At 44.2% G+C, this 21,113-nt stretch carries 19 protein-coding genes and 1 riboswitch; of the genes, 10 read left to right on the top strand and 9 right to left on the bottom strand.

Annotation, left to right across the window (positions count from 1 at the left end; all coding sequences use genetic code 11):
- Positions 1-327: 327 nt before the first annotated feature.
- Positions 328-996 (top strand): response regulator transcription factor, encoded by a 669-nt coding sequence (locus DTQ70_RS05190; RefSeq protein WP_164489875.1) that lies wholly within the window; start codon positions 328-330, stop codon positions 994-996.
- On the opposite strand, the gene DTQ70_RS05185 is transcribed toward DTQ70_RS05190, so the two are convergent.
- Together DTQ70_RS05185 and DTQ70_RS05180 are read right to left on the bottom strand one after the other, a co-directional pair.
- The gene (locus DTQ70_RS05185; protein ID WP_122929822.1) at positions 979-1,560 is read right to left on the bottom strand and encodes a helix-turn-helix transcriptional regulator; all 582 of its coding nucleotides are present in this window, start codon (positions 1,558-1,560) and stop codon (positions 979-981) included. The two genes, DTQ70_RS05190 and DTQ70_RS05185, sit on opposite strands and share 18 nt — an antisense overlap.
- Entirely contained in the window at positions 1,550-2,329 is a 780-nt protein-coding gene (locus DTQ70_RS05180; RefSeq protein WP_122929821.1) for a helix-turn-helix transcriptional regulator, read from the bottom strand. Before DTQ70_RS05180 ends, DTQ70_RS05185 begins: the two co-directional genes overlap by 11 nt.
- A 577-nt stretch (positions 2,330-2,906) precedes the next feature.
- On the opposite strand from DTQ70_RS05180, the gene DTQ70_RS05170 reads away from it, so the two are divergent.
- The 3 genes from DTQ70_RS05170 to DTQ70_RS05160 are packed head-to-tail and all read left to right on the top strand — an operon-like array spanning position 2,907 to position 9,096.
- The gene (locus DTQ70_RS05170; protein ID WP_164489874.1) at positions 2,907-5,732 is read left to right on the top strand and encodes a hypothetical protein; all 2,826 of its coding nucleotides are present in this window, start codon (positions 2,907-2,909) and stop codon (positions 5,730-5,732) included.
- A gap of 41 nt (positions 5,733-5,773) precedes the next feature.
- Positions 5,774-7,195, top strand: a complete 1,422-nt coding sequence (locus DTQ70_RS05165; RefSeq protein WP_122929818.1) for a hypothetical protein — start codon at positions 5,774-5,776, stop codon at positions 7,193-7,195.
- An 11-nt stretch (positions 7,196-7,206) separates the two neighbouring features.
- Positions 7,207-9,096, top strand: a complete 1,890-nt coding sequence (locus tag DTQ70_RS05160; RefSeq protein WP_122929817.1) for an Ig-like domain-containing protein — start codon at positions 7,207-7,209, stop codon at positions 9,094-9,096.
- Positions 9,097-9,292: 196 nt separating this feature from the next.
- Here DTQ70_RS05160 and metF read toward each other — a convergent pair whose 3' ends face one another.
- On the bottom strand, positions 9,293-10,252 hold the full coding sequence (gene metF / locus DTQ70_RS05155; protein WP_122929816.1) for a methylenetetrahydrofolate reductase [NAD(P)H]: 960 nt from the start codon (positions 10,250-10,252) through the stop codon (positions 9,293-9,295).
- Between the two features lie 172 nt (positions 10,253-10,424).
- Between metF and rplS the strand changes: the two genes are divergently transcribed.
- Both rplS and dapF read left to right on the top strand, forming a co-directional pair.
- Positions 10,425-10,784 carry a 50S ribosomal protein L19 gene (gene rplS, locus DTQ70_RS05150; RefSeq protein ID WP_122929815.1) on the top strand — a complete coding sequence of 120 codons (360 nt, stop codon included), beginning with the start codon at positions 10,425-10,427 and terminating at the stop codon, positions 10,782-10,784.
- 85 nt (positions 10,785-10,869) lie between these two features.
- A complete protein-coding gene (gene dapF / locus DTQ70_RS05145) occupies positions 10,870-11,667 on the top strand; it encodes a diaminopimelate epimerase (RefSeq protein WP_122929814.1) in 798 nt (265 codons plus the stop codon).
- Between the two features lie 87 nt (positions 11,668-11,754).
- Here the strand turns inward: dapF and DTQ70_RS05140 are convergent, their stop codons facing one another.
- Both DTQ70_RS05140 and DTQ70_RS05135 read right to left on the bottom strand, forming a co-directional pair.
- Entirely contained in the window at positions 11,755-12,057 is a 303-nt protein-coding gene (locus DTQ70_RS05140) for a rhodanese-like domain-containing protein (RefSeq protein WP_122929813.1), read from the bottom strand.
- A 90-nt stretch (positions 12,058-12,147) separates the two neighbouring features.
- On the bottom strand, positions 12,148-12,468 hold the full coding sequence (locus tag DTQ70_RS05135) for a DUF721 domain-containing protein (RefSeq protein ID WP_028522293.1): 321 nt from the start codon (positions 12,466-12,468) through the stop codon (positions 12,148-12,150).
- A gap of 140 nt (positions 12,469-12,608) precedes the next feature.
- Positions 12,609-12,719: riboswitch (SAM riboswitch) on the top strand.
- Positions 12,720-12,872: 153 nt separating this feature from the next.
- Here DTQ70_RS05135 and DTQ70_RS05130 point away from each other — a divergent pair.
- From DTQ70_RS05130 to DTQ70_RS05115, 4 genes are read left to right on the top strand one after another with little or no spacing between them, the layout of a single operon-like run.
- Positions 12,873-14,174 carry an O-acetylhomoserine aminocarboxypropyltransferase/cysteine synthase family protein gene (locus DTQ70_RS05130; protein WP_122929812.1) on the top strand — a complete coding sequence of 434 codons (1,302 nt, stop codon included), beginning with the start codon at positions 12,873-12,875 and terminating at the stop codon, positions 14,172-14,174.
- A gap of 29 nt (positions 14,175-14,203) precedes the next feature.
- A complete protein-coding gene (gene metX / locus DTQ70_RS05125; protein WP_122929811.1) occupies positions 14,204-15,238 on the top strand; it encodes a homoserine O-acetyltransferase in 1,035 nt (344 codons plus the stop codon).
- A gap of 6 nt (positions 15,239-15,244) precedes the next feature.
- On the top strand, positions 15,245-16,276 hold the full coding sequence (locus DTQ70_RS05120) for an aminopeptidase (protein ID WP_122929810.1): 1,032 nt from the start codon (positions 15,245-15,247) through the stop codon (positions 16,274-16,276).
- 32 nt (positions 16,277-16,308) lie between these two features.
- On the top strand, positions 16,309-17,094 hold the full coding sequence (locus DTQ70_RS05115) for a DUF3108 domain-containing protein (protein ID WP_122929809.1): 786 nt from the start codon (positions 16,309-16,311) through the stop codon (positions 17,092-17,094).
- A gap of 103 nt (positions 17,095-17,197) precedes the next feature.
- Here the strand turns inward: DTQ70_RS05115 and DTQ70_RS05110 are convergent, their stop codons facing one another.
- Genes DTQ70_RS05110 through DTQ70_RS05095 form a run of 4 tightly spaced genes read right to left on the bottom strand, consistent with a single transcriptional unit; the run spans position 17,198 to position 21,105 of the window.
- The gene (locus DTQ70_RS05110; RefSeq protein WP_122929808.1) at positions 17,198-18,319 is read right to left on the bottom strand and encodes an ABC transporter permease; all 1,122 of its coding nucleotides are present in this window, start codon (positions 18,317-18,319) and stop codon (positions 17,198-17,200) included.
- An 11-nt stretch (positions 18,320-18,330) separates the two neighbouring features.
- Positions 18,331-19,437, bottom strand: coding sequence for an ABC transporter permease (locus tag DTQ70_RS05105; protein ID WP_122929807.1), 1,107 nt, complete (start codon positions 19,435-19,437; stop codon positions 18,331-18,333).
- A gap of 4 nt (positions 19,438-19,441) precedes the next feature.
- The gene (locus DTQ70_RS05100; RefSeq protein ID WP_122929806.1) at positions 19,442-20,182 is read right to left on the bottom strand and encodes an ABC transporter ATP-binding protein; all 741 of its coding nucleotides are present in this window, start codon (positions 20,180-20,182) and stop codon (positions 19,442-19,444) included.
- Positions 20,183-20,187: 5 nt separating this feature from the next.
- On the bottom strand, positions 20,188-21,105 hold the full coding sequence (locus DTQ70_RS05095) for an ABC transporter ATP-binding protein (protein WP_122929805.1): 918 nt from the start codon (positions 21,103-21,105) through the stop codon (positions 20,188-20,190).
- Positions 21,106-21,113 lie beyond the last annotated feature (8 nt).

The following is a 21,113-nucleotide window of genomic DNA, read 5'->3' as shown; positions in this document are numbered from 1 at the left end:
TAGCAAAAAAATCTTAATTTATGCCTAATAGTGTATAACTATTTAAAGAAATAGATGTACCTACATTTATATTTTTACATAAATAATACTCAACATCAAGTATTTCTAACTTTCAAATTCAAATAACTATATTACTAAATCAATTTTTTTTGTAATTTAGCCAACGTTATCACACGCAATAAATTCACTTTACTATCAATGGCCATCCCTACTACTTCAGCACACTCAGACGTTTTATCTCTTTGGAACTCAAAAAATATTCTCAACAAAAGCAACTCAAACAGACTTCACGTTGAATCCAATCCACTGTTAACATCTATATTTCAGATGGTTAGAACAGTACCTATCGTAGTAGATGTAAAAAAAATGACCCAGCAGTATGTGGGTGTCGATGTAGAAGAATGGTGGGGATGGAAAATAGAAGAGATTTTTGGTGAGGGGGTTCTTTCCTACACAAAGCTCATACACCCCTCAGATCTTGGTGTTCACAATCTGTGTAATAAACTTTTATTCTACATTTTAGAAAGATGCAGCACGGAAGACAAATATAACCTTAACATACTCCTGAACTTTAAACTACGCAAGTCAGATGGTAGTTACATCCACATTACTCAATCGGCCAAAATTCTTGAACTAGACCCTGACGGTAGCATTAGAAGCTTGCTCGTATTGCTTCAAGAAAACAATACATTGAGCGATTCTTATCAGAGGAGATATATTCGTTTTTGGGGGAAAGACTTTGACGGGCGGCTGTACGAATACTTGCCCGATGTGGAAGACCTTCAACAGATAGAATTGCCTTCTAAACGTGAAATCGAGATTATAAGCTATCTCGTTTCAGGAGAAGAAAGCAAAACTATCGCCGAACACTTAAGTATCAGTAAACACACGGTGGACACGCACCGTCGGCATCTTTTGCAGAAATTTTATTTAAAAAATACTGGAGAACTTATCAACTTGGTTCACATCACTCGTCTTTTAGACCCCTCTAACTGAGTCTCTTAATTTCTCTAGTGACAAGTTTTTTTGAAATTGTTGGTATTTTTTGGGTGAAACGCCAAAATGCTTTTGAAACATCTTGGTAAATTTTATAGGGTGTGCATACCCAATAATTTTAGAAACCGATGTAATGGTATATCCGCTTCGAATAAGGTTTGCAGCATGATCCATTTTTTTCATCATATAATACTGGTGGAGAGTGACACCATAGTACTGTTTAAACACTCGTTTAAACGTGCTTTCTCTCATACTAAGTTCTTCGCAAATATTATCTAAAGATGGAAGTTCCGATTCAAAGTTTGGCCCTATATACTTATTAACTACTTGTTCTAATTTGTCAACAACGATGTTAGGATATTCGGGCTGTTCTTTTTTTGGAGCTTCTACCCTCTCAATTTTCGTAAGCGTAACTTCCTCTTGTTTTTCACAAGGCTTAGAGGAATAACCAATCGAAAAAGGAATTCTTTTTTCAATTAAATCTCCTTCTATTCGTTTAAAATCTTCGATGTTTAAAACAATGGTTAACTGTTCTTGCGAGGTGGAGTTTTTCTTAGCGTTCATTGAAGCGTTTTTTATAAATCTTCGTAAAGCCTGAAATATGGCTGTAACCTATTTTTAATGCAATCTGTGATAGCGTATATGCTCCCGTTTGATACATTTTACGGGCGTAAACTAGCTTATTTTCAAGCAGGTACTGATAAGGGCTTTGTCCGTATATTTTCTTAAATAAAACCTTAAATTTGCTAACACTCATCCCTACCTCTTGGGCAAATTGCTCCAGTTTTGGAATCGGCAAATGAACGTTTTGGATAGCACTTTCTACTACTTGTTCTATTTTACGCTTTTCCTTTCTATAATAGGCATTTTCCTGACATACATTGATACTATTTTCTATTTCGTCGATAACTCGATATATTAAATCATAAATAAAAGCCCTAAAAAACAAGATATTATTTGTAGATAATGAAAGCTGCTCCCAAAGTATGTTAAATTTATTAGAAATAATATGTTTATCCTTACTCCATTCTTTACATAAGTAAGGAGCAACCAACGCCACTTCGTCAATTGGAAGTTTTAATTCATTTTTCAACCACTTTTGGTCTAAAAATAAGTAAATACATCTGGCATAGTTTTTATCACAAAATTTAAAGCAAATTGGGCTCATTATTGAATAATCCTGCAAATACATTGGAAAATCATGATTTGAGCTTATATAAAAGAAAAATTCACCAAAAACTCCATAATGAATATCCCTATCAATAACCCATTTTTTCTGGTTTATTAACTTGTAGTCATCTTCTTCTTTCAGTACTGTAAACTCTATATTCATACTTATTCCTTTTTTATTATACACTTATGCCGATTGCGCATACATTACCCTTTTATGTATGCCTTATTGTCGAGAGCAGTACGCGAATGTAACAAGTTAAAGGATATACTAAAAACAAACTTAGCAAAAAAAACTTTTAGGAATGAAAAAAAGACTTTTAAACCTTTTAAGTGTATTTTTTTTTACATAAATATGTTTATACATGAAATTTTAATTCGCATACTATCTTCAAATGGTACGATTTTTGCTCATATGGCTCAATTTTACCTCTCCAATAACATCTCTCCATATACCTCTGACTATCAACAGATTGGCTTTTTGTCACATTGAATCCCCAATTGGCAACAAGAACATTTCGTTGTTCACAAAACTCAAATCTATCCGCTTGCATACGGGCATTCAGTAAAAAATCTCATTTTTTGCCCCATATTTTCGCCCTAAACCCTCTTCAATTCCCCTCTCTCTTCTTAAACAAGTAGGATATGTCTTCGTGGAACATCCTTTACCAGTTTGTCAACAAAACAGGCACTACTATTGGTATATATTTTACTTGAACGCTTCTTTAACATTTCAACGTATGAATATGTCATTATTACCACGCCTCACAAGTGTTTTAATGATTTTCGTGTTACTACTTTTTTCGCAGATAGTGGTTGCACAAATCGCGAATGCACCGTGTAATACAGCTTCGGCATGGACAAACGCGACCTATAACAGTCTTACACCCACTGTAACTAATTCAGTCGCATCAGCAATTCCACTGTGTTTAGGCTCTATCTCCAATGAAGGCAACCTCACCAACACAAGCACTACTGACTTTGCAACAATAAGTATTACTGGCCTTGGTTGTGATGGCGAGATAAGCGTCAAAGACGGAAACGACACCTATCCAGCAGGTACGTTTGCTGGATATAAAGTAAGCGGCAGTGGGTTATTACAGGCGTCGGTAGGGGCTAGGGTAACCATCAAAACCCTGTTAGGTGGCTCACCGAGAGAATCATTTATTGCAACCAATACAGGCATTGGCATCAACACTTCACTGCTAGACCCTGATGGCAATATTACCTTAGGTTTTGTTACTACGTTGTCTTTTGACGAAATCCGAATTGAATATGAAGCCTTATTAGCCATCCTTTTTTCTTCCCAAGTCTATCACCCAGTCATCAAGCGCTTTTGTGCAGCGCCCGCCCTAGATTGTAACACCCAAACGCAACTAAATAATCCTACTCAGCCTGTTTATATCAATGCCACTCGCACAGGTATTAGTGGCGTAGCTTGCGTGGGTTGTAGCGTAACCAATGCCGATAATGCCATTAGTGCATCTACCTCCGACTTCGCGACCCTTTCTCTCACGGCAGCCCTCGGAAGTAACGCCTCTATTTCGGTTAAAAATACGCTTAACAGCTATGCCATAGGTACGTTTGCTGGATTTAATATTTCCAATTCAAACCTCATTAATGCCAACCTCCTTTCAGGCATAACCATTCGCACTTATTTGAATAACACCCTCCAAGAGTCTTCTAACAGTGCTACGCTAGTCTCTGTTAACTCTACTTTATTAAGTGGCTCAGGCAAACAGCTCGTGGGTTTTATTACCACCAAAGTATTTGATGAAATACAGCTCGAAGTCACCAACTTACTCGGAATCGTCAATACCACAGAGGTCTATAACGCGGTTGTTCAACGGTTTTGTGCAGGGCCTGCCCTCAATTGCAGCACCGTCACCAACTTAGTCACACCAAGTTACCCAGCAGTGGTCAATGTTTCAAACGCTGGTTTGGTGTGTGCAGGCTGTGCCGTTAATAATGTCAACAATGTAGTCGATGCCAATACCTCTAACTTTGCCAGTATCGTCTTGGCCGTGGGTGTTGGTAGTAGCAGCTCAATCTCTGTCAAAGATGTACTGACCGACTACCCCATCGGGACATTTGCGGGTGCCGACATTGAGAATTCCTCACTCATTGGGGTTAACTTGTTAAATGGAGCTACCATCAGCACCTACAAAGACGGGGTTTTTCAGGAATCAAGCGGAGGCAACCTCATTTCACTGCAGTTATTAAGTTCAAGCCGACAAATCATTGGTTTTGTCACCACAAAATCATTTGATGAAATAAAAATTACCGTTTCCAACTTCATAGGTGTGGACCTCGGCACAACCAACGTCTATAACATGGTACTCAAAGCTGCAACCACAGCTGGTGTTGTAGCGCCGAGTGTAAGTACCACCGCCGCCACGAATAGTTGCCCATTCACTACTGTCAATTTAGATTTGCTAGTAACAACCCCAACCCCCAGTGGCGCGGTACTCGTTTGGTTTACCAACAACACCCACACGGGGCTCGCTTACGCCACACCTACCACTGCGGGGGCTGGAATCTACTACGCTTATTTTTACGACAGTCTTACAGACTGCTACAGTCCTGCCAGTAATGCCGTTACGGTAACAATCACGAGCTGCGCCCCCGACACTGATGGCGATGGCTACAAAGATGACGTTGACCTTGACGATGACAATGATGGTATTTTAGATACCGTTGAAGACGCGGCCACTTGCTCTACTGTTCTTTACAATGGCGTGGCAAATGCTGACTGCGACGGCGATGGTATTCCCAATAGTCTTGATTTAGACTCTGATAACGACGGAATCAATGACGTTATCGAAGCGGGCGGAGTCGATGTTGATGGAAATGGCCAAGCAGATGGCGCCGTCAATTCTTCGGGGATTCCTGCCAGTGCCGCGCCTAGCGGAACTACCCCTCTAAATACCGATGGACAAGGCGGTAGTGACCCTTATGACTTGGATTCAGACAACGACGGATTGACCGATTTTACGGAGGGCGGCCTACGTCCAGAACTCGATGCGGATAATAATGGCGTGGTTGACGGCAATTTAGACCCTGATGGCGACGGGATTCTCACCCCAGTAGATGCCATTCCTAACACCTGGGGCGACGCCCTATTGCCCGACTTAAACCCAACCATAGAAATTGATGGATTAGAGTTTAATTCGCTTTTCACCAATCGGGATTTTATTGTCAATATCAACGAAATCAACAACAAACCCCACGTCCTAAACGCACCCACGACGTTCCGTATCACCAAATTATCGGCCTTTACAATTAGCTACGCTACTACCTCTGGCAATTCAAATGTCGGTGGTGGAAAGCCAAACAGCAATAGCGATTGGACCTTTAGTGAGACTGCCGATTTCATCATCATTACGGCCAACACGGGCATCACCATTCCCCAAAACAGTTTCAAAGCAGTCGGCTTTAACATCGCACGCAAAGCAGGTATCCCGACAAATACCATACAGCACATCACTGTCGCTATCTATCATGGTTCTGCTGGTGAGGAAAAAATCAATAATAACCTTGCCCAGACGACCTTGACCAATAATTAATTCTTACCCCTTTTTATTCATAATCACAATTCCTCAATCAAATGAAAACGTTTACTCAAACAATCTTTGCAAGGGCAGTGGCAGGGCTACTGGTCTGCTTTTCCACACTCACAACGTTCGCCCAAGACGTCAGCGTCAACATTTTGAACCAACCCGCTTACGTGCCACAACTCGCCACAACAGGCCGTGTCACCGTCGATGTCTGTAACAACGATGGGGGTGCCACCGCGGCTACCGCTGGCAAAGTGAGGGTAACCGTAGCTTTTCCATCGGCCATTGTAGGAACCATTGTGGGCGTAACGACCACGGGCTGGACCATTGAATCAAACACGGGCGGAACCATTGTATTGACAAACAGCGCCTCTATCTTGGCAGGAGCATGTAGCCAAATATCGCTCGGATATACTGCCACAACCCTAGGTGGCCCTTCGGCTGTCACGGGCACACTTTCATTCCCTATGGGGGCATTGGTAGGTGACCTTTCAACCAACAATACAAGTACTACCTCCATTTCGGTTTTGGTGGATACCGACGGTGACCTTGTACCTGATGTGGATGATTTGGACGACGACAACGATGGTATTTTGGATACGGTGGAAGATGCCGCCAGTTGTACAAGTGCATCGGGAATTGTAACCGCCAATGTCGATTGCGACGGTGACGGAATCCCCAACCGCCTCGACCTCGACTCAGACAATGATGGTATCAATGACGTAAACGAAGCCAATGGTACTGACGCTAATTTCGACGGATTTGCCGATGGTACGCCCGATCCAGTCACTGGAATTCCAGCCTCTGCTGGAGCAGGAATCACCCCTCCTAATACCGATGGCACAGGCGGCACAAACCCGTATGACCTTGATAGTGACAACGACGGCCTAACTGACTTTACCGAATCGGGTACAAACCCCGCCTTGGACGCCAACGGTGACGGCGTAGTAGATGGAAATGCAGATCCCGACTTAGACGGTATTTTAACCCCTGTCGATGCCGTACCAGCCACTAGACGCGACGACCTCTTCCCTGATTTGAACCCAACCATCGTCATTGGTTCGCTCGAATTTACGACGGCGGGAAGTCAGAAAGACTTTGTTGTCAATCTCTTTGAAATCAACAATCGCGTCCAAATTACAGGCACTCCAATCTCTTTCCGATTAGCCAAAATCTCTGGATTCGACATCACGTACTCAACAACCTCTGGCACCTCAAATACAACAGCACCTACTGCTAACAGTAACAGTGATTGGGATTTTGTAGAGAACGCCAACTTTATTACAGTAACCGCTAAAACGGGTATTACGATTGCCGCAAATGGCTCAAAAGTAATCGGCTTTACTGCTACTCGTAAGACAGGCATTCCAATAAATACCACACAAAACATTACGGCGACTATTATCAACGGTTCTGCAGGTGAAATCAAAGTTGACAACAACATTGCCATCACATCAATAACTGCTAATTAATCCTAATTTTTATGAAAGCTCTCCAAACGTTTATCTTCGTCCTGAGCCTATTTTGCATTGTGAAAGGAAACGCACAAGATGTGGGTATTAATATCTTAAACCAACCTGCCAGTGTGTCGCAAGGCTCAACTAACGGCCGAATTATCATCGACATTTGCAATTTCGATGGTGGGACAACAAGTACGCCCCTCAATAGAATTCAGCCGCTTATTACGTTACCTAGCGCACTCGTTGACACATTTGTCACCGCAATTTCTTTTGATGGCTGGTCAATCGTAAGCAAATCTGGTAGTACAATCCGTTTCCAAAACACAGTATCCATCACCCCAGGAGAGTGCAAACAAATTGTTTTAGGCTACAAAGGAGTAAACGTTGGAGGGCCGCTCACTGTCACGGGTACTATTCAGTTTTCGGGGCCTCAAACCAGTGGTAATAACCCCGCCAATGACAATAGTACCACTTCTATCGCCGTTACGAGCGCTCCTGTTGACACCGACGGGGATGGAATTCCTGACAGCACTGACCTTGACGATGACAACGATGGCATCTTAGATACGGTCGAAAATGCAGCAGTTTGCTCTACCGTACTATTCAATGGAGTCGCAAATACCGATTGCGACGGCGACGGAATTCCCAATTACCTTGACTTAGACTCCGACAACGACGGCATCAATGATGTCAACGAAGCCGCTGGTGTCGATGTCAACGGTGATGGCTTTGCCGATGGTACACCCGATGCCATCACGGGTATCCCAGCCAGCGCGGGCAATGGCCTCACGCCCCCAAATACCGACGGAACGGGCGGTACAGACCCCTATGATTTGGATTCGGACAACGATGGGCAGAGCGATTTGGCAGAAGGCGGACTCAATGCTTCAATTTTAGACCCCGACGGAGACGGTATTGTAAACTGTACTGCCAACTGCGACCCTGACAAAGATGGAATTTTGGCCCCTGTGGATGGTTTACCCGCCGCTTATGGCGATGCCATTACAAACCGCCCACCAGTTGCCAACAATGATACGTATTCGATACTTCAAGGAGTCATTTTGACCGACAATGTCCTCACCAACGACACTGACCCCGACAATAATACCTTGACTGTCGCTACCACGCCAACCGTAGCACCGACTCAGGGCACAGTCGTGCTCCAAACCAACGGGGCATTTACTTATACGCCTACTTCGGCAACGTTTACTGGCCAAGATTCTTTTTGTTACCTGGTTTGTGACAATGGAACCCCTAGTTTGTGTAAAACGGCTTGCGCAACAATCAACATCGGAGCAGGGATTGTCGATTTATCTATTTCAAAGGTCTTAGTAGGGAGCAAAATTCGGAGCCTCAATGACACGATTACGTATCGAATTGTCGTCAAAAACACTGGTAACATCACCGCTACCAACATCGTAGTCGAAGACAGTACAACCACTGGTTTACAAATCATCAGCGGCACGCCAACAAGTGGCAGCTTCTCTGGCACAAACTGGACAATTCCAAGTCTTGCTTCGGGCGACAGTACAACCTTAGTAATACAAGCCAAAGTCATTGCGGAAGGGGTAAATTTCAACTTTGCACTGATTAAAAGTGCCGACCAGCCAGATACAGTCGCCACCAACGACACCGCCAATGATTGTATTACGGTACCCATTGGGCTTTGTTCAGGTCAAAAGGTAGAAGTCTCTGTTCCTTCGACTTACACCAATGTCATCTGGTTTAAAAATGGAGCACAAATAGCCAGCGGAAACGTTGTTTTGTTCTCGGAAGAAGGCACCTATACTTTCACCGCAAGCAACGTCACTTGTCCAGTGAGCGGCTGCTGCCCACTCATCATCCAGTCTGGCACCAATTGCTGTCCTGTGCAGCTATGTATTCCTGTAACCGTAGTAAGGCGAAAAAAATAGTACTATTACTTTAACGTTTGAAGAGCACTTTGTGAACGAAACGGGCGTCAGAGTTTTCTGATGCCCGTTTTTATTGATGCTAGGGAGGACGAATGGTCAGGGTATGAGTACCCTGGCGCACTATAAAGTGCCAAGGGTTGCTCACAACCCGACCTATCCGTGTTAAGGGTTGCTCACAACCCGCACCAAGCTCACTTTAGAACAAATTAGAAGCAATCTTATAAATGTTATCCGATTTACCCATGGTATAAAAATGGAGCACAGGCACGCCAAAATCCATCAATTCGCGGCATTGCTGCGTACACCATTCGATGCCTACTTGTTTAGCTTGCGCATCATTCTCGCATTCTTCAACGGCTTTCACCAAATCTTGGGGCATGTGCAAGTAAAAAATCTTTGGCAAAATACCCAGCTGTTTTTTGGTAGAAAGGGGTTTTAGGCCAGGAATGATGGGTACATTTATGCCTACGGCTCGGCATTTTTGGACAAAGTCAAAATACTTACTGTTGTCAAAAAACATTTGAGTTACGATGTAATCTGCTCCTAAAGCAACTTTTTGCTTCAAATAGTCAAAATCAGTGTCAAAATCCACCGCTTCAAAGTGCTTTTCAGGATAGGCCGCCACCCCAATGCAAAAATCGGTGGGTGCCAAAGGTTCTACCTCTTCGTGCAAATAATGACCTTTATTCATATTGACCACCTGTTCCACCAATTCGCTAGCATAAGCATGACCGTTTGTTTTGGGCTTAAAAGTTTTATAAGGTTTGGCAGGGTCACCGCGAAGTACCAGTACATTGTCAATACCCAAATAGTGTAAATCCATCAAAAAATCCTCGGTTTCGTCTTTGGTAAAACCGCCACACAATACATGCGGAACAGCGTCCACGCCAAAACGGTGCATGATAGATGCACAAATGCCGATTGTACCTGGGCGTTTACGCGTCACGATTTGCTGAATACGTCCATCAGCCAATGGTTTTTCGATGTATTCTTCGCGGTGATAAGTTACGTCAATAAACGGGGGTTTAAAATCCATCAAAGGCTCAATATTCCCCAATAACTCATTGATATTGTTGCCCTTAACGGGTGGAATTACCTCAATAGAAAACAATGTTTTGCCGTTGGCTTGCTGAATGTAGTCCGTAATTTTAGTCATGTCTGCCTTTGTTAGAGCAACAAAGATAAGCAACCCCTTTATTTTTAACTTTCAAGATTTGCGTTTTCATTTCAAAATCCGTACTTTTGCGGGCAATTTCTGATAAACTCGCTTTTGTGAATGACGGCCAAATTAACCGTCCGCTGACAACAGCCTCAATTCAATTACAACAATGACTAATGAGTTAATCAAGCTAGTAGATTCTGAATTCTCTGGCCGTCGCGATGCTTTCCCTGCTTTCCAAGCAGGAGACACTGTAAACGTTCACCTTAAAATCATCGAAGGTGCAAAAGAGCGTATTCAGGTATTTGCAGGAACAGTTATCCAACGCCGCAACATCGGTGGAAGCGGAGAAACTTTTACTGTACGTAAAATATCAAATGGTGTAGGTGTTGAGCGTATCATCCCTATCTTGTCACCAAGCATCGAAAAAATCGAACTTGTACGTCGTGGTAAAGTACGTCGCGCTCGTTTGTTCTATCTTCGTGGTAAACAAGGTAAAGCGGCTCGCGTTAGAGAGAAGAAGAAATAAGCCTCTCCTCTTCCCGAGTCTCCATAAAAAGCTGTCTTTTAAGGCGGCTTTTTTTATTCATTTTCTTCAAACGTTTCTCCCATCTATGATTACTTCGCCACTTTCGATTCGTTTTGTTAAATACCAAGGAACGGGCAACGACTTCATCATGATTGACGACCGCTCCGAAACATTTCCTGTCAGTCAGCCACTGATTGAGTTTTTGTGCCACCGTCGCTTTGGCATCGGAGCTGATGGTCTCATTCTGCTTCGCAACGCCGAAGGCTACGATTTCCGAATGGTCTATTTCAATGCCGATGGTCGCGAAGGAAGTATGTGTGGAAACGGTGGGCGCTGTACGGTACGTTTTGCGCAAGATTTAGGGCTTTTTGAAGAAAACACCACGTTTATCGCCGTCGATGGTGAACATAAAGCCGTAGCCTGCGAGGAAGAAATTTTCCTCAATATGAGTAACGTGACAGGCAGTGAAAAAGATGGTGCTGACTTCTTCCTCAACACAGGTTCTCCACATTTTGTACGTTTTGTCAAAGACGTAGAAGCCACGGAAATAGTCGCCGACGGCAAAGCCATTCGTTACGGTGAGGTATATGGCCCGAAAGGCGGCACCAACGTTAACTTTACCGAAGTAATAGGCGAACAATCCATTTATGTTCGCACCTACGAGCGAGGTGTCGAAGACGAAACTTATTCCTGTGGAACAGGCGTAACGGCCTGTGCCTTAATGGCCTACCAACACCTAGGCATGAACGAACCCATCAGCGTGAAAACCAAAGGTGGCCCACTTCGGGTGTCTTTTGTGGCGCACGAAGACGGTTCTTTTGACAACATTTACTTGATTGGCCCTGCGGTAAAGGTATTTGAAGGGGTCTTTGAGGTTAATTAATTTTAAACCATATAAGAAATATAAGAGATTATAAGGCTGTAAGCGAGAAATCTTACATGGCCTTATATGTCTTTTATGGTTCAATAACTAATCCTCCACTTCAAGAATCCCACCCTGAAGATGATAAATGTTTTTTGTTTGGAAAACATCACTTCGGCAGTAATCTTTAGCGGCTACTTTTGAACGAGTACCGTTGGTACAGACTACGACAATTGTGTCAAAAGGAAGAAGTTCTGCATGATGTTCACGAATTTCGGCCAAAGGGATATTTATTCCTCCAATATTAAACTCCTCAAATTCCCAAGGCTCACGCACATCCACTAGAATAGTGTTGGCATCAGCAGCCAATTGTTCCACCTCCTGCAAAGAAATATCATTGTAGATCTTCATGCTGTGTACGGGGTTGCTCACAACCCTGTTTTATTTAGATAAACACAATATCCGTAATGTGTGCAGGGTTGCTCACAACCCTGTTTTATATTAGATAAACACAATATCCGTAATAATTTCGTAGCCAAACGCCCGATTCAGCGATTCAATTAATTTTTTCTTCGCCAGCACCAACTCTTGCGTCAATGGCGCTGACGTAAGTTGTAGAAACAGCACCTTTTCTTTGACATAAATCGCGCTTGTACGGGACGCAATCTCAGGCCCTACGAGTTTTTCCCAATGAACTTTGACCGATGTTTCGTCAAACTTGGCGTTCAAACGATACATCTCAAGCATCTTTCCGATGGCCTCTCCCACCGAAACAGTCCCTGGTTTTCTGGCTGCGTTTTCTTTTTTGAAGCGATAAATCATAATAGGGTAGCATATTAAAACACAAATTTAGGGGGATTGGAAGGTTTGGTGCAGTTTTTTGACTATTTTATTTTGGATTTCGGCACTTCCGCCGTAATATTGCCCCATCAAGTCAGTTGCTTCTCATTCGCACAGCGATTGATTTATAAAGAAGAGGGGAGAGAATAGGCTCCATGAACCTCTGGCAACCTGTTTCAACATACGCGGAATAAGGTGCTAATTCCTACCTGAGCAATCGGGGCATATAAATCGAAACAATCATGTTAAGATTCTTAGAAAAATGCGTGCGCTTCCAGCGTGCCCTACTGTGTTCCAATCCCCGTCGGTGTTCTTTTTTAGGATGCACGACAAATGCTATGTTGTTTTTTCAGTTCCCAACCAATAACCACTAATTCTTTACATCCATGTCAGATCTTCGTTTTGAAACCTTACAGCAACACGCTGGCCAAGTCATCGACCCAGTTACCAACGCCCGTGCTGTACCCATTTATCAGACTACGGCTTATGCCTTCAACAGCTCAGAGCACGGAGCTAATTTGTTTGCACTCAAAGAGTTTGGCAACATCTATACCCGTATTATGAACCCCACCAATGATGTGTTTGAAAAACGCATCGCAGCCCTAGAAGGAGGTGTCGCTGCATTGGCGGTAGCATCGGGACACGCGGCTCAATTTTTAGCAATCAACAACATTACATCCGTTGGCGATAATTTTGTCACGACCTCTTTCTTATACGGTGGGTCATACAATCAGTTTAAAAACTCATTCAAAAACATCGGGGTAGAAGCTCGCTTTGCCGACGGCGACAATGTAGCAAGTTTTGAAGCACTCATTGATGACAAGACCAAAGCCATTTATCTCGAAACGATTGGTAATCCAGGGTTTAACGTTCCTGATTTTGAAGCATTTTCACAACTAGCGGCTAAATACGACCTTCCCATCATCGTCGATAATACCTTCGGCGCGGGAGGCGCGATTTGCCAACCTATCAAATGGGGGGCCCACGTCGTGGTAGAATCCGCCACCAAATGGATTGGCGGACACGGCACCAGCATGGGTGGCGTCATTGTTGACGCAGGGACGTTCAACTGGGGAAATGGTAAATATCCGCAATTTACGTCGCCATCACCAAGTTACCACGGACTTGTCCTCAACGATGTGTTTGGGATTGGCGGGCCTTTCGGAAATATCCAATTCATCATCCGTACCCGCGTGGAAGGTCTGCGCGATTGGGGCCCAGCGCAAAGCCCATTTAACTCATTTTTGTTGTTACAAGGTTTAGAAACCCTCTCCCTTCGCGTAGAGCGTACGTGCGAAAATGCCTTAGCGCTTGCAAAATGGCTAGAAGCGCACCCTTCTGTTGCTTACGTCAACTACCCAGGCTTGGAAAGTAGCAAATACCACGAGTTGGCTAAAAAATACCTCACGCGTGGCTTCGGCGGTGTACTTTCATTCAAACTCAAAGCAGGAAAAGAGGCGGCTGATAATTTTGTTAACTCTCTCAAAATGATTAGCCATTTGGCCAACGTGGGTGACTCAAAAACCCTCATCATCCACCCCGCAAGCACTACGCACTCGCAGCTTTCTGCATCCGAACAGGCGACAGCAGGCGTAGAAGCAGGATTGTTGCGCATATCGGTAGGAATTGAGCACATTGAAGACATTAAGGCTGATATTCAACAAGCCTTTGACACAATCGGTCAGTAATCAATAATTAAGTAAAGCACTTATTTACCTTGGCAGTACATACGTTTAAATACCCATACACTTTTCCATTGGAACTCGGCGGCGAACTCGCTGGGTTCCAATTGGCCTATACCACCCACGGCACCCTCAACGCCGACGGCAGTAATGTTCTTTGGATTTGTCATGCACTCACAGGAAACGCCGATCCGACGGATTGGTGGGACGGACTGGTAGGAAATGACCTTCATTACGACCCCAAAGATTGGTTTATCGTCTGTGCCAACGTGCTGGGCTCGCATTATGGCTCTACCAATGCCTTGAGTATCAATCATCAAACGGGAACACCCTATTACCGTACCTTCCCTGATATTTCGATTCGGGACAACATCCACGCGTTTGAGTTACTGCGCGAAGAATTGGGAATATCACATATTCATACCCTCGTGGGTGGTTCGCTTGGTGGACAACAAGCTGTAGAATGGGCTATCATTCAACCAGAGCTTATCGGCGATTTGGTGCTTATTGCCACCAACGCCGTTCATTCTCCTTGGGGCATTGCCTTCAATGAATCGCAACGGATGGCCATCAAAGCTGACCCTACTTGGAAGGAAGCTCGCCCCGATGCGGGCGCCGAAGGCATAAAAGTGGCCCGCTCGATTGCGCTCCTCTCCTACCGCAACTACGACACCTACGATTTTACCCAAGCCCGCGATAGCAACGAACAAACGGAAAACTTCCGCGCGGCGACTTACCAGCAGTACCAAGGAGATAAACTAGCAAACCGCTTTAATGCGTTCTCTTACTGGACACTTTCGCGGATGATGGATTTGCACAACGTTGGCCGCAATCGCCCAAGTATCATTCATGCGCTTGCGCAAGTGAAAGCTCGTACGTTGGTGGTGGGGATTAGTTCGGACATTTTATTCCCGCCGTCGGAACAGAAGTTTTTAACAAAACACATCCCCGAAGCCGAGTATCAAGAAATTGACTCTTTGTACGGCCACGATGGTTTTTTAATTGAATACAAACAGCTCCGACAGATTCTTACGTCTTGGGAAAAGAAAAGGTCGGTTGTAGCGTCTTAGAAATTCATGTTCAAAAAAATACTCCTTGGTTTGCTCTGCATTTTGTTGATTCTCGGCCTTTATTACCGAGAGTTGGTCAGTTATGGGTACATGCAAGCCAAAGGTCAGCTTCAGATTTTGTTCAATACGCAGCCCGTGGCGGAAGTCCTGAAAAACCCGTCGTTTCCTGACTCGCTCAAGCAACGCCTCAGGCTCATTGGCGAAATCAAACAATTTGCCGTCGATTCCTTAGGACTAGATTCATCAGGAAGCTATACCGAGTTTTATGACCAACACGGCAAACCCATTTTGTGGGTATTAACCGCTTCTGAAAAATACCGCCTTGTACCCCGCGAATGGAATTTTCCAGTGATAGGAACGTTTGCTTACAAAGGTTTTTTTGACACTACCCGCGCCGACAAAGAGCGCCAATTGCTTATTTCAGAGGGTTTTGATACGCAACTCAACGAGGTGTCAGCTTGGAGTACATTGGGATTTTTCAAAGATCCTATTTTGTCTTCGATGCTGTACCGAGGCGAAGGAAGTTTGGCCAACCTAATCATTCACGAAATGACGCACGGTACGCTGTTTGTCAAAAACAACCTCGAACTCAACGAAAACCTCGCCAGTTTTGTGGGTGACTACGGAGCAATTCGCTTTTTGACCGCCAAATACGGTGCAAATTCTCCCGAATTAGAAAAATACGAGTTCAGAAAACGCTATAACGATGCGATTTCGCAGCACATCGTACGGGGGGCAAAACAGCTTGATAGCTTGTACAAAACCTTCCACCCTTCGCTTACTTCTGCTCAAAAAGACACCTTAAAAACAAGGCAAATCCGCCACATTGTTCAACAATCGGATACACTTTTGGGTGGGCTTGTTGGGAAAAAATACCCTTGGCGAGGCACGAAATTGCCCAACAATGCGTTTTTTATCGGATACCTGACGTATCACTCCCAACAAAACCAGTTTCAAGACGAGTTTAATCATAAATTCAAGGGTAATTTTCCAAAGTACCTTGCTTACTTGAAAGCAACCTACCCAACCTCGTTTTAGGGAGTTTTTGTTTTACTTACCATCCACTCAATATGCTCGGACGCTTCGCCTTGGTATTTGCTGTGTTTTTTTTCTCTTCTTTTCATACCAAAGACTCCTATCGCCGTATCCCACAAACCAACTTTGGCGTAGGTGAACACCTCGAATACCGCGTACATTATGGCATTTTCAACGCAGCCAATGCCGTCGTTGACGTTAGTCCGAATGTCTATCAGGTGAATGGTCGGCCGTGTTACAAAATCAATATTGTAGGCACTACTTTAGGGGCTTTCAGTTGGTTTGCTAAAGTGCGCGACGAATGGCAATCGTGGATGGATACGTCGGCCATTGTTTCTCAGAAATTTTACCGAAATATTCAAGAAAACAATTACCGAAAAGTGGAAACAACGGTGTTTAACCACGATACCGACGACGCCGTAGTGACCGACGAAAACGGCACCAAAAAATTTGAAGTGCCTAATCACATTCAGGATGCGATTAGTAGTTATTTTTTCCTCCGTACCCTCGATTTCTCAAAACTTAGCCCCAACGAAATGGTGGAAGTACCTACGTTTTTTGAAAACTCGGTCTATAAACTCAAAGTCAAATACCGTGGGAAGGACGTAGTAAAAACCAAATATGGCAAAATAAAAGCCCTAAGGCTCACACCTATCATGCCTAACAATGAGCTTTTTAAAGGCGAAAACTCCATTCGGATTTGGGTGTCGGACGACGCCAACAAAGTCCCCATCAAAGTCGAAGTGGACTTGTGGGTGGGGGCTTTGGTGATGGAAGTTAGCTCGTACCGAGGAGCTAGAAATGCCTACAATTGGTACTAATTTTTAGTGTCGAGGGTAAAATGCAACCTGTCGAATGAACCTGCGTTGGGTTGCTCACATACGTGCGTTGGGTTGCTCAAAACCCAACATATTATGCGTTCACCTACGCGCTTCTTTTTCGGTAATTAAATACCGCAAGCGCATTAAAGCCCACGGCAAAGGCTATCATGACCAAAAATTCGGGAATTAAATCAGAAAAAGCGCTGCCTTTGATATAAACCGCCCGAATGATTTTGATGAAATAAGCAGGCGGATTGATGCGGGTCAACCATTGTGCCCACTCGGGCATACTTTCTATGGGCGTATATAGCCCTCCCAACAAAATAAACACCATCATGCAGAAAAAAGCGAACAGCGTGGCTTGCTGCTGCGTATCGGCAAAGGTACTGATTAACAAGCCAATACCTAACACGCCAAACATATACACCGCCGAAAAAGCATAAATTGTAAAGAAAGAACCAACGGGCAAAAAGCGGAATATCACAAAGGTGACTATCATTCCTAACGTAATAGAAACCATACCCAACACCCAAAAAGGAATCAGTTTCCCCAAAATAAACTCGTGTTTTTTGATGGGGGTCACGTTGATTTGTTCGATTGTTCCTACTTCTTTTTCGGCTACGATATTCAACGCTGTTAAGAAGGCTCCCACCATTGTCACCAAGATGGCCAAAATACCTGGCACCATAAACAAATGGTAATCAAAATGAGGATTGTACCAGTTGGCCGACGTAATTTCAATTTGGGGCATTTCATTAAACTTCGGTAACAACATCCACTCTTCCCGAATTTCGCGGTTGAAATCGCCAATCATTTGTCCCGCATAAGCAGTTCCTAATCCTGCTCGTACCCCATTGACAGCGTCCGCCGCTAGGTGCAACTGCGCCTTGTTGAACTTAATCAAATCGCGCTCAAAATGCGCAGGAATTGTCAATATCAAATCGGTTTTCCCATCCCCTACGGTCTTGGTCGCTTGGGCGTAAGATTGCGTATATTCGACCAGTTGAAAGTAGCCCGACGCCGTCATTTTATTCACCAGCTTCGACGAATAGGTAGAATGATCTTGATCCACGACGCTGATAGAAATGTGTTTGATTTCGTAATCAGCCGCCAGTGGAATCACAATCAGCTGCATAATGGGCATGATCAGAATCATCCGTAAAATGGTAGGATTCCGAAATATTTGCCGAAATTCTTTTTGTAACAAAAAAATTAGATTTCGCATTTCTTCTTTTTTTAAGCCAAGCGAATTTTAAACTTACGTATCGCTACGGTCAAATAAACAACGGTCATAATCGCCAAAATCAGGGTCTGTTTCGCCACGTACGAAAACCCTAACCCCTTCACCATAATGGCCCGAACGATGCTGTAATACCACTTCGTCGGAACAATATTGCTCACAATTTGCAACGGCAACGGCATGTTCTCAATCGGAAACATAAACCCGCTAAAAACCAACGCGGGCATCAAAAAACCTACCAGCGATAAAAACATGGCAGTTTGCTGAGAGTCCACCACTGCCGACACCAATAAGCCCAAGGATAAAGTAGTGATGATAAACAACAAACTCTCAGCCAACAGCAACGGAAGGCTTCCACGAATGGGCATATCCAGCAGAAACACCGCCAACAGTAAGATGATAATCACGTCAACAAAGCACAAAAACAGGTAAGGTACTGCCTTACTCAAAACCACCAACAAGGGGCGCATGGGCGAAACCAGCAGGATTTCCATGGTTCCAGTTTCTTTTTCTTTGACAATCGACACCGAAGTCATCATAGCCCCTAACAGCATCAAAATCAGGGTCATTACGCCAGGCACGAAGTTGTACGAGCTTTTAAGCTGCGGGTTGTACAGCATCCGCGTTTCGGTTTCGATGGTGTACGGCAGTTTTTTCTGTTGAGTAAGCTCGTTTTGGTAATCGCGAAAAATGCTGGATGCGTAATTGATAACAATGTTGGACGTATTTGGATCAGACGCATCGCCAATCATTCGTACCTGCACCTGATTGGTGTGCAGTAAATCTTCCTGAAAATTTTGAGGAAAAATGATGACTAAACGCGCCTCTCCCCGCCGAAAAACCCGCTCAATTTGCGCCTCGGAAGTCAAGCGTTCTTTGACGCTAAAATACTGGCTTTGGTCAATACGGTCGATGAGTAAACGTGAGGCATCATCGTTGGAATAATCCAAAATGGCCACGTTTGAATTTTTAACTTCGCTCGAAAGCGCAAAGCCAAACAAAATCATCATCACGACTGGCAGTCCCAACAGAATTACTAAGCTGCGGGTATCGCGGAGTACGTGCCAAAATTCTTTTCGGATAAAAGCTACAAATGTTTTCATGTCGTTATTCTCCTCGTTTTGCGCCGCGCGCTAATTGTAAAAACACCTCATCCATACTCTCTGCCTGAAACTGCTTTTTAAGCCCCGAAGGCGTATCTAAGGCTGCGATTGTCCCGTCAACCATGATCGAAACACGGTCGCAATATTCCGCTTCGTCCATGTAGTGGGTCGTCACAAAAACGGTAATGCCGTCGTGCGCTGCTTCGTAAATCATGTCCCAAAACTGACGACGCGTGATGGGATCGACACCGCCCGTGGGTTCATCCAAAAACACCACCTTGGGTCGGTGTAAGATGGCCACCGAAAACGATATTTTTTGTTTCCATCCCAGTGGCAACGAGCCCACCAATTTGTCGGCCTCTTGGTTTAGTCCAAGTCGCTCAATCAGCACTTCGGTTTTTTCGCGAAGCTCTTTATGCGTCAGTCCGTAAATCCCTCCAAAAAACTGGATGTTTTCCCGCACCGTCAGGTTTTCGTACAACGAAAACTTTTGACTCATGTACCCAATGTGCTTTTTGATTTCTTCATTTTGCCGATACACGTCATAGCCTGCTACCGATGCCTTGCCCGAGGTTGGCTCCAGCAATCCGCACAATATTCGCATGGCAGTAGTTTTTCCTGCTCCATTGGCTCCCAAAAAACCAAAGATTTCACCTTCTTGCACGTCAAACGTAATGGCGTTTACGGCCACGAAGTCACCAAATTTTCGGGTAAGTCCTTCGGTATGAATGACTGATTTTGTCATAGGTTCTATTGGTTTTCGAGCATCAATTTGATAAATGTATCCTCAATTGTCGGCGCTATTTTCCGTACTTTGATGCCCGTATGCCCTTTTTCCTTTAAAAACTCCAACATGTATTTCTCCTGAAAATGAGGCGGTAAGGTTACGTGTTGCTCTTCTCCAAACGCAAAAGCGCTGACGATTTGGGTGTTCTGGCGCAGGTCGTTCATCAAATTGTACCGATTGTCAGTATCCACCGCAAAAAGGTTTTGGGTATGCCGCGCAAGGATTTGTTCGAGAGTGTCGAGTTCCAAAATTTTGCCCTTTTGAATCAAGGCAATTCGATCGCATCGACTGGCTTCGTCCATGTAGGGAGTTGAAACGACAATGGTAATTCCGCGTTCTTTGAGACGGTCGAGCATGTCCCAAAACTCCTTTCTCGACACGGGGTCAACGCCCGTGGTAGGTTCGTCCAAGAACATCACTTTGGGTTCGTGAATCAGCGCACAGCACAAGGCAAGTTTTTGTTTCATCCCCCCCGACAACTTCCCTGCCAAGCGGTTTTTAAAAGGCTCAATTTGGGCGTAAATGTCTTCAATCAAGTGGTAATTTTGCGCTACAGTAGTATTGAAAACCGTCGCAAAAAAATGGAGATTTTCTTCAATGCTCAGGTCTTGGTACAGCGAAAATTTCCCTGGCATATACCCCACGATTTGGCGTATTTTCCACAAATCGTTCACAACGTCCAACCCTGCCACCTCTGCCCGACCTGCATCGGATACCAACAGGGTCGCCAGGATACGAAAAAGCGAGGTTTTGCCTGCACCGTCGGGGCCAATAAGCCCAAACAACTCCCCCGATTTTACCTCAAAACTGACATCGTCGAGCGCGAGTACCTGCCCTTTTTCGTACGTTTTTTTGATATTTTCTACTCGAACGGTTGACATTGAATTTG

Source organism: Runella sp. SP2 (assembly GCF_003711225.1).
Classification (GTDB): Bacteria; Bacteroidota; Bacteroidia; order Cytophagales; family Spirosomataceae; genus Runella.
The sequence above is the reverse complement of the archived record's forward strand: the minus strand, read 5'-3'. Positions and strand labels throughout refer to the sequence as shown.

What these genes read in the sequence shown, in the direction of transcription:
- DTQ70_RS05190 (WP_164489875.1), top strand. Translation starts at nt 328, where the DNA reads ATGGTTAGAACAGTACCTATCGTAGTAGATGTAAAAAAAATGACCCAG.
- DTQ70_RS05185 (WP_122929822.1), bottom strand. Translation starts at nt 1,560, where the DNA reads ATGAACGCTAAGAAAAACTCCACCTCGCAAGAACAGTTAACCATTGTT.
- DTQ70_RS05180 (WP_122929821.1), bottom strand. Translation starts at nt 2,329, where the DNA reads ATGAATATAGAGTTTACAGTACTGAAAGAAGAAGATGACTACAAGTTA.
- DTQ70_RS05170 (WP_164489874.1), top strand. Translation starts at nt 2,907, where the DNA reads ATGAATATGTCATTATTACCACGCCTCACAAGTGTTTTAATGATTTTC.
- DTQ70_RS05165 (WP_122929818.1), top strand. Translation starts at nt 5,774, where the DNA reads ATGAAAACGTTTACTCAAACAATCTTTGCAAGGGCAGTGGCAGGGCTA.
- DTQ70_RS05160 (WP_122929817.1), top strand. Translation starts at nt 7,207, where the DNA reads ATGAAAGCTCTCCAAACGTTTATCTTCGTCCTGAGCCTATTTTGCATT.
- metF (WP_122929816.1), bottom strand. Translation starts at nt 10,252, where the DNA reads ATGACTAAAATTACGGACTACATTCAGCAAGCCAACGGCAAAACATTG.
- rplS (WP_122929815.1), top strand. Translation starts at nt 10,425, where the DNA reads ATGACTAATGAGTTAATCAAGCTAGTAGATTCTGAATTCTCTGGCCGT.
- dapF (WP_122929814.1), top strand. Translation starts at nt 10,870, where the DNA reads ATGATTACTTCGCCACTTTCGATTCGTTTTGTTAAATACCAAGGAACG.
- DTQ70_RS05140 (WP_122929813.1), bottom strand. Translation starts at nt 12,057, where the DNA reads ATGAAGATCTACAATGATATTTCTTTGCAGGAGGTGGAACAATTGGCT.
- DTQ70_RS05135 (WP_028522293.1), bottom strand. Translation starts at nt 12,468, where the DNA reads ATGATTTATCGCTTCAAAAAAGAAAACGCAGCCAGAAAACCAGGGACT.
- DTQ70_RS05130 (WP_122929812.1), top strand. Translation starts at nt 12,873, where the DNA reads ATGTCAGATCTTCGTTTTGAAACCTTACAGCAACACGCTGGCCAAGTC.
- DTQ70_RS05120 (WP_122929810.1), top strand. Translation starts at nt 15,245, where the DNA reads ATGTTCAAAAAAATACTCCTTGGTTTGCTCTGCATTTTGTTGATTCTC.
- DTQ70_RS05115 (WP_122929809.1), top strand. Translation starts at nt 16,309, where the DNA reads ATGCTCGGACGCTTCGCCTTGGTATTTGCTGTGTTTTTTTTCTCTTCT.
- DTQ70_RS05110 (WP_122929808.1), bottom strand. Translation starts at nt 18,319, where the DNA reads ATGCGAAATCTAATTTTTTTGTTACAAAAAGAATTTCGGCAAATATTT.
- DTQ70_RS05105 (WP_122929807.1), bottom strand. Translation starts at nt 19,437, where the DNA reads ATGAAAACATTTGTAGCTTTTATCCGAAAAGAATTTTGGCACGTACTC.
- DTQ70_RS05100 (WP_122929806.1), bottom strand. Translation starts at nt 20,182, where the DNA reads ATGACAAAATCAGTCATTCATACCGAAGGACTTACCCGAAAATTTGGT.
- DTQ70_RS05095 (WP_122929805.1), bottom strand. Translation starts at nt 21,105, where the DNA reads ATGTCAACCGTTCGAGTAGAAAATATCAAAAAAACGTACGAAAAAGGG.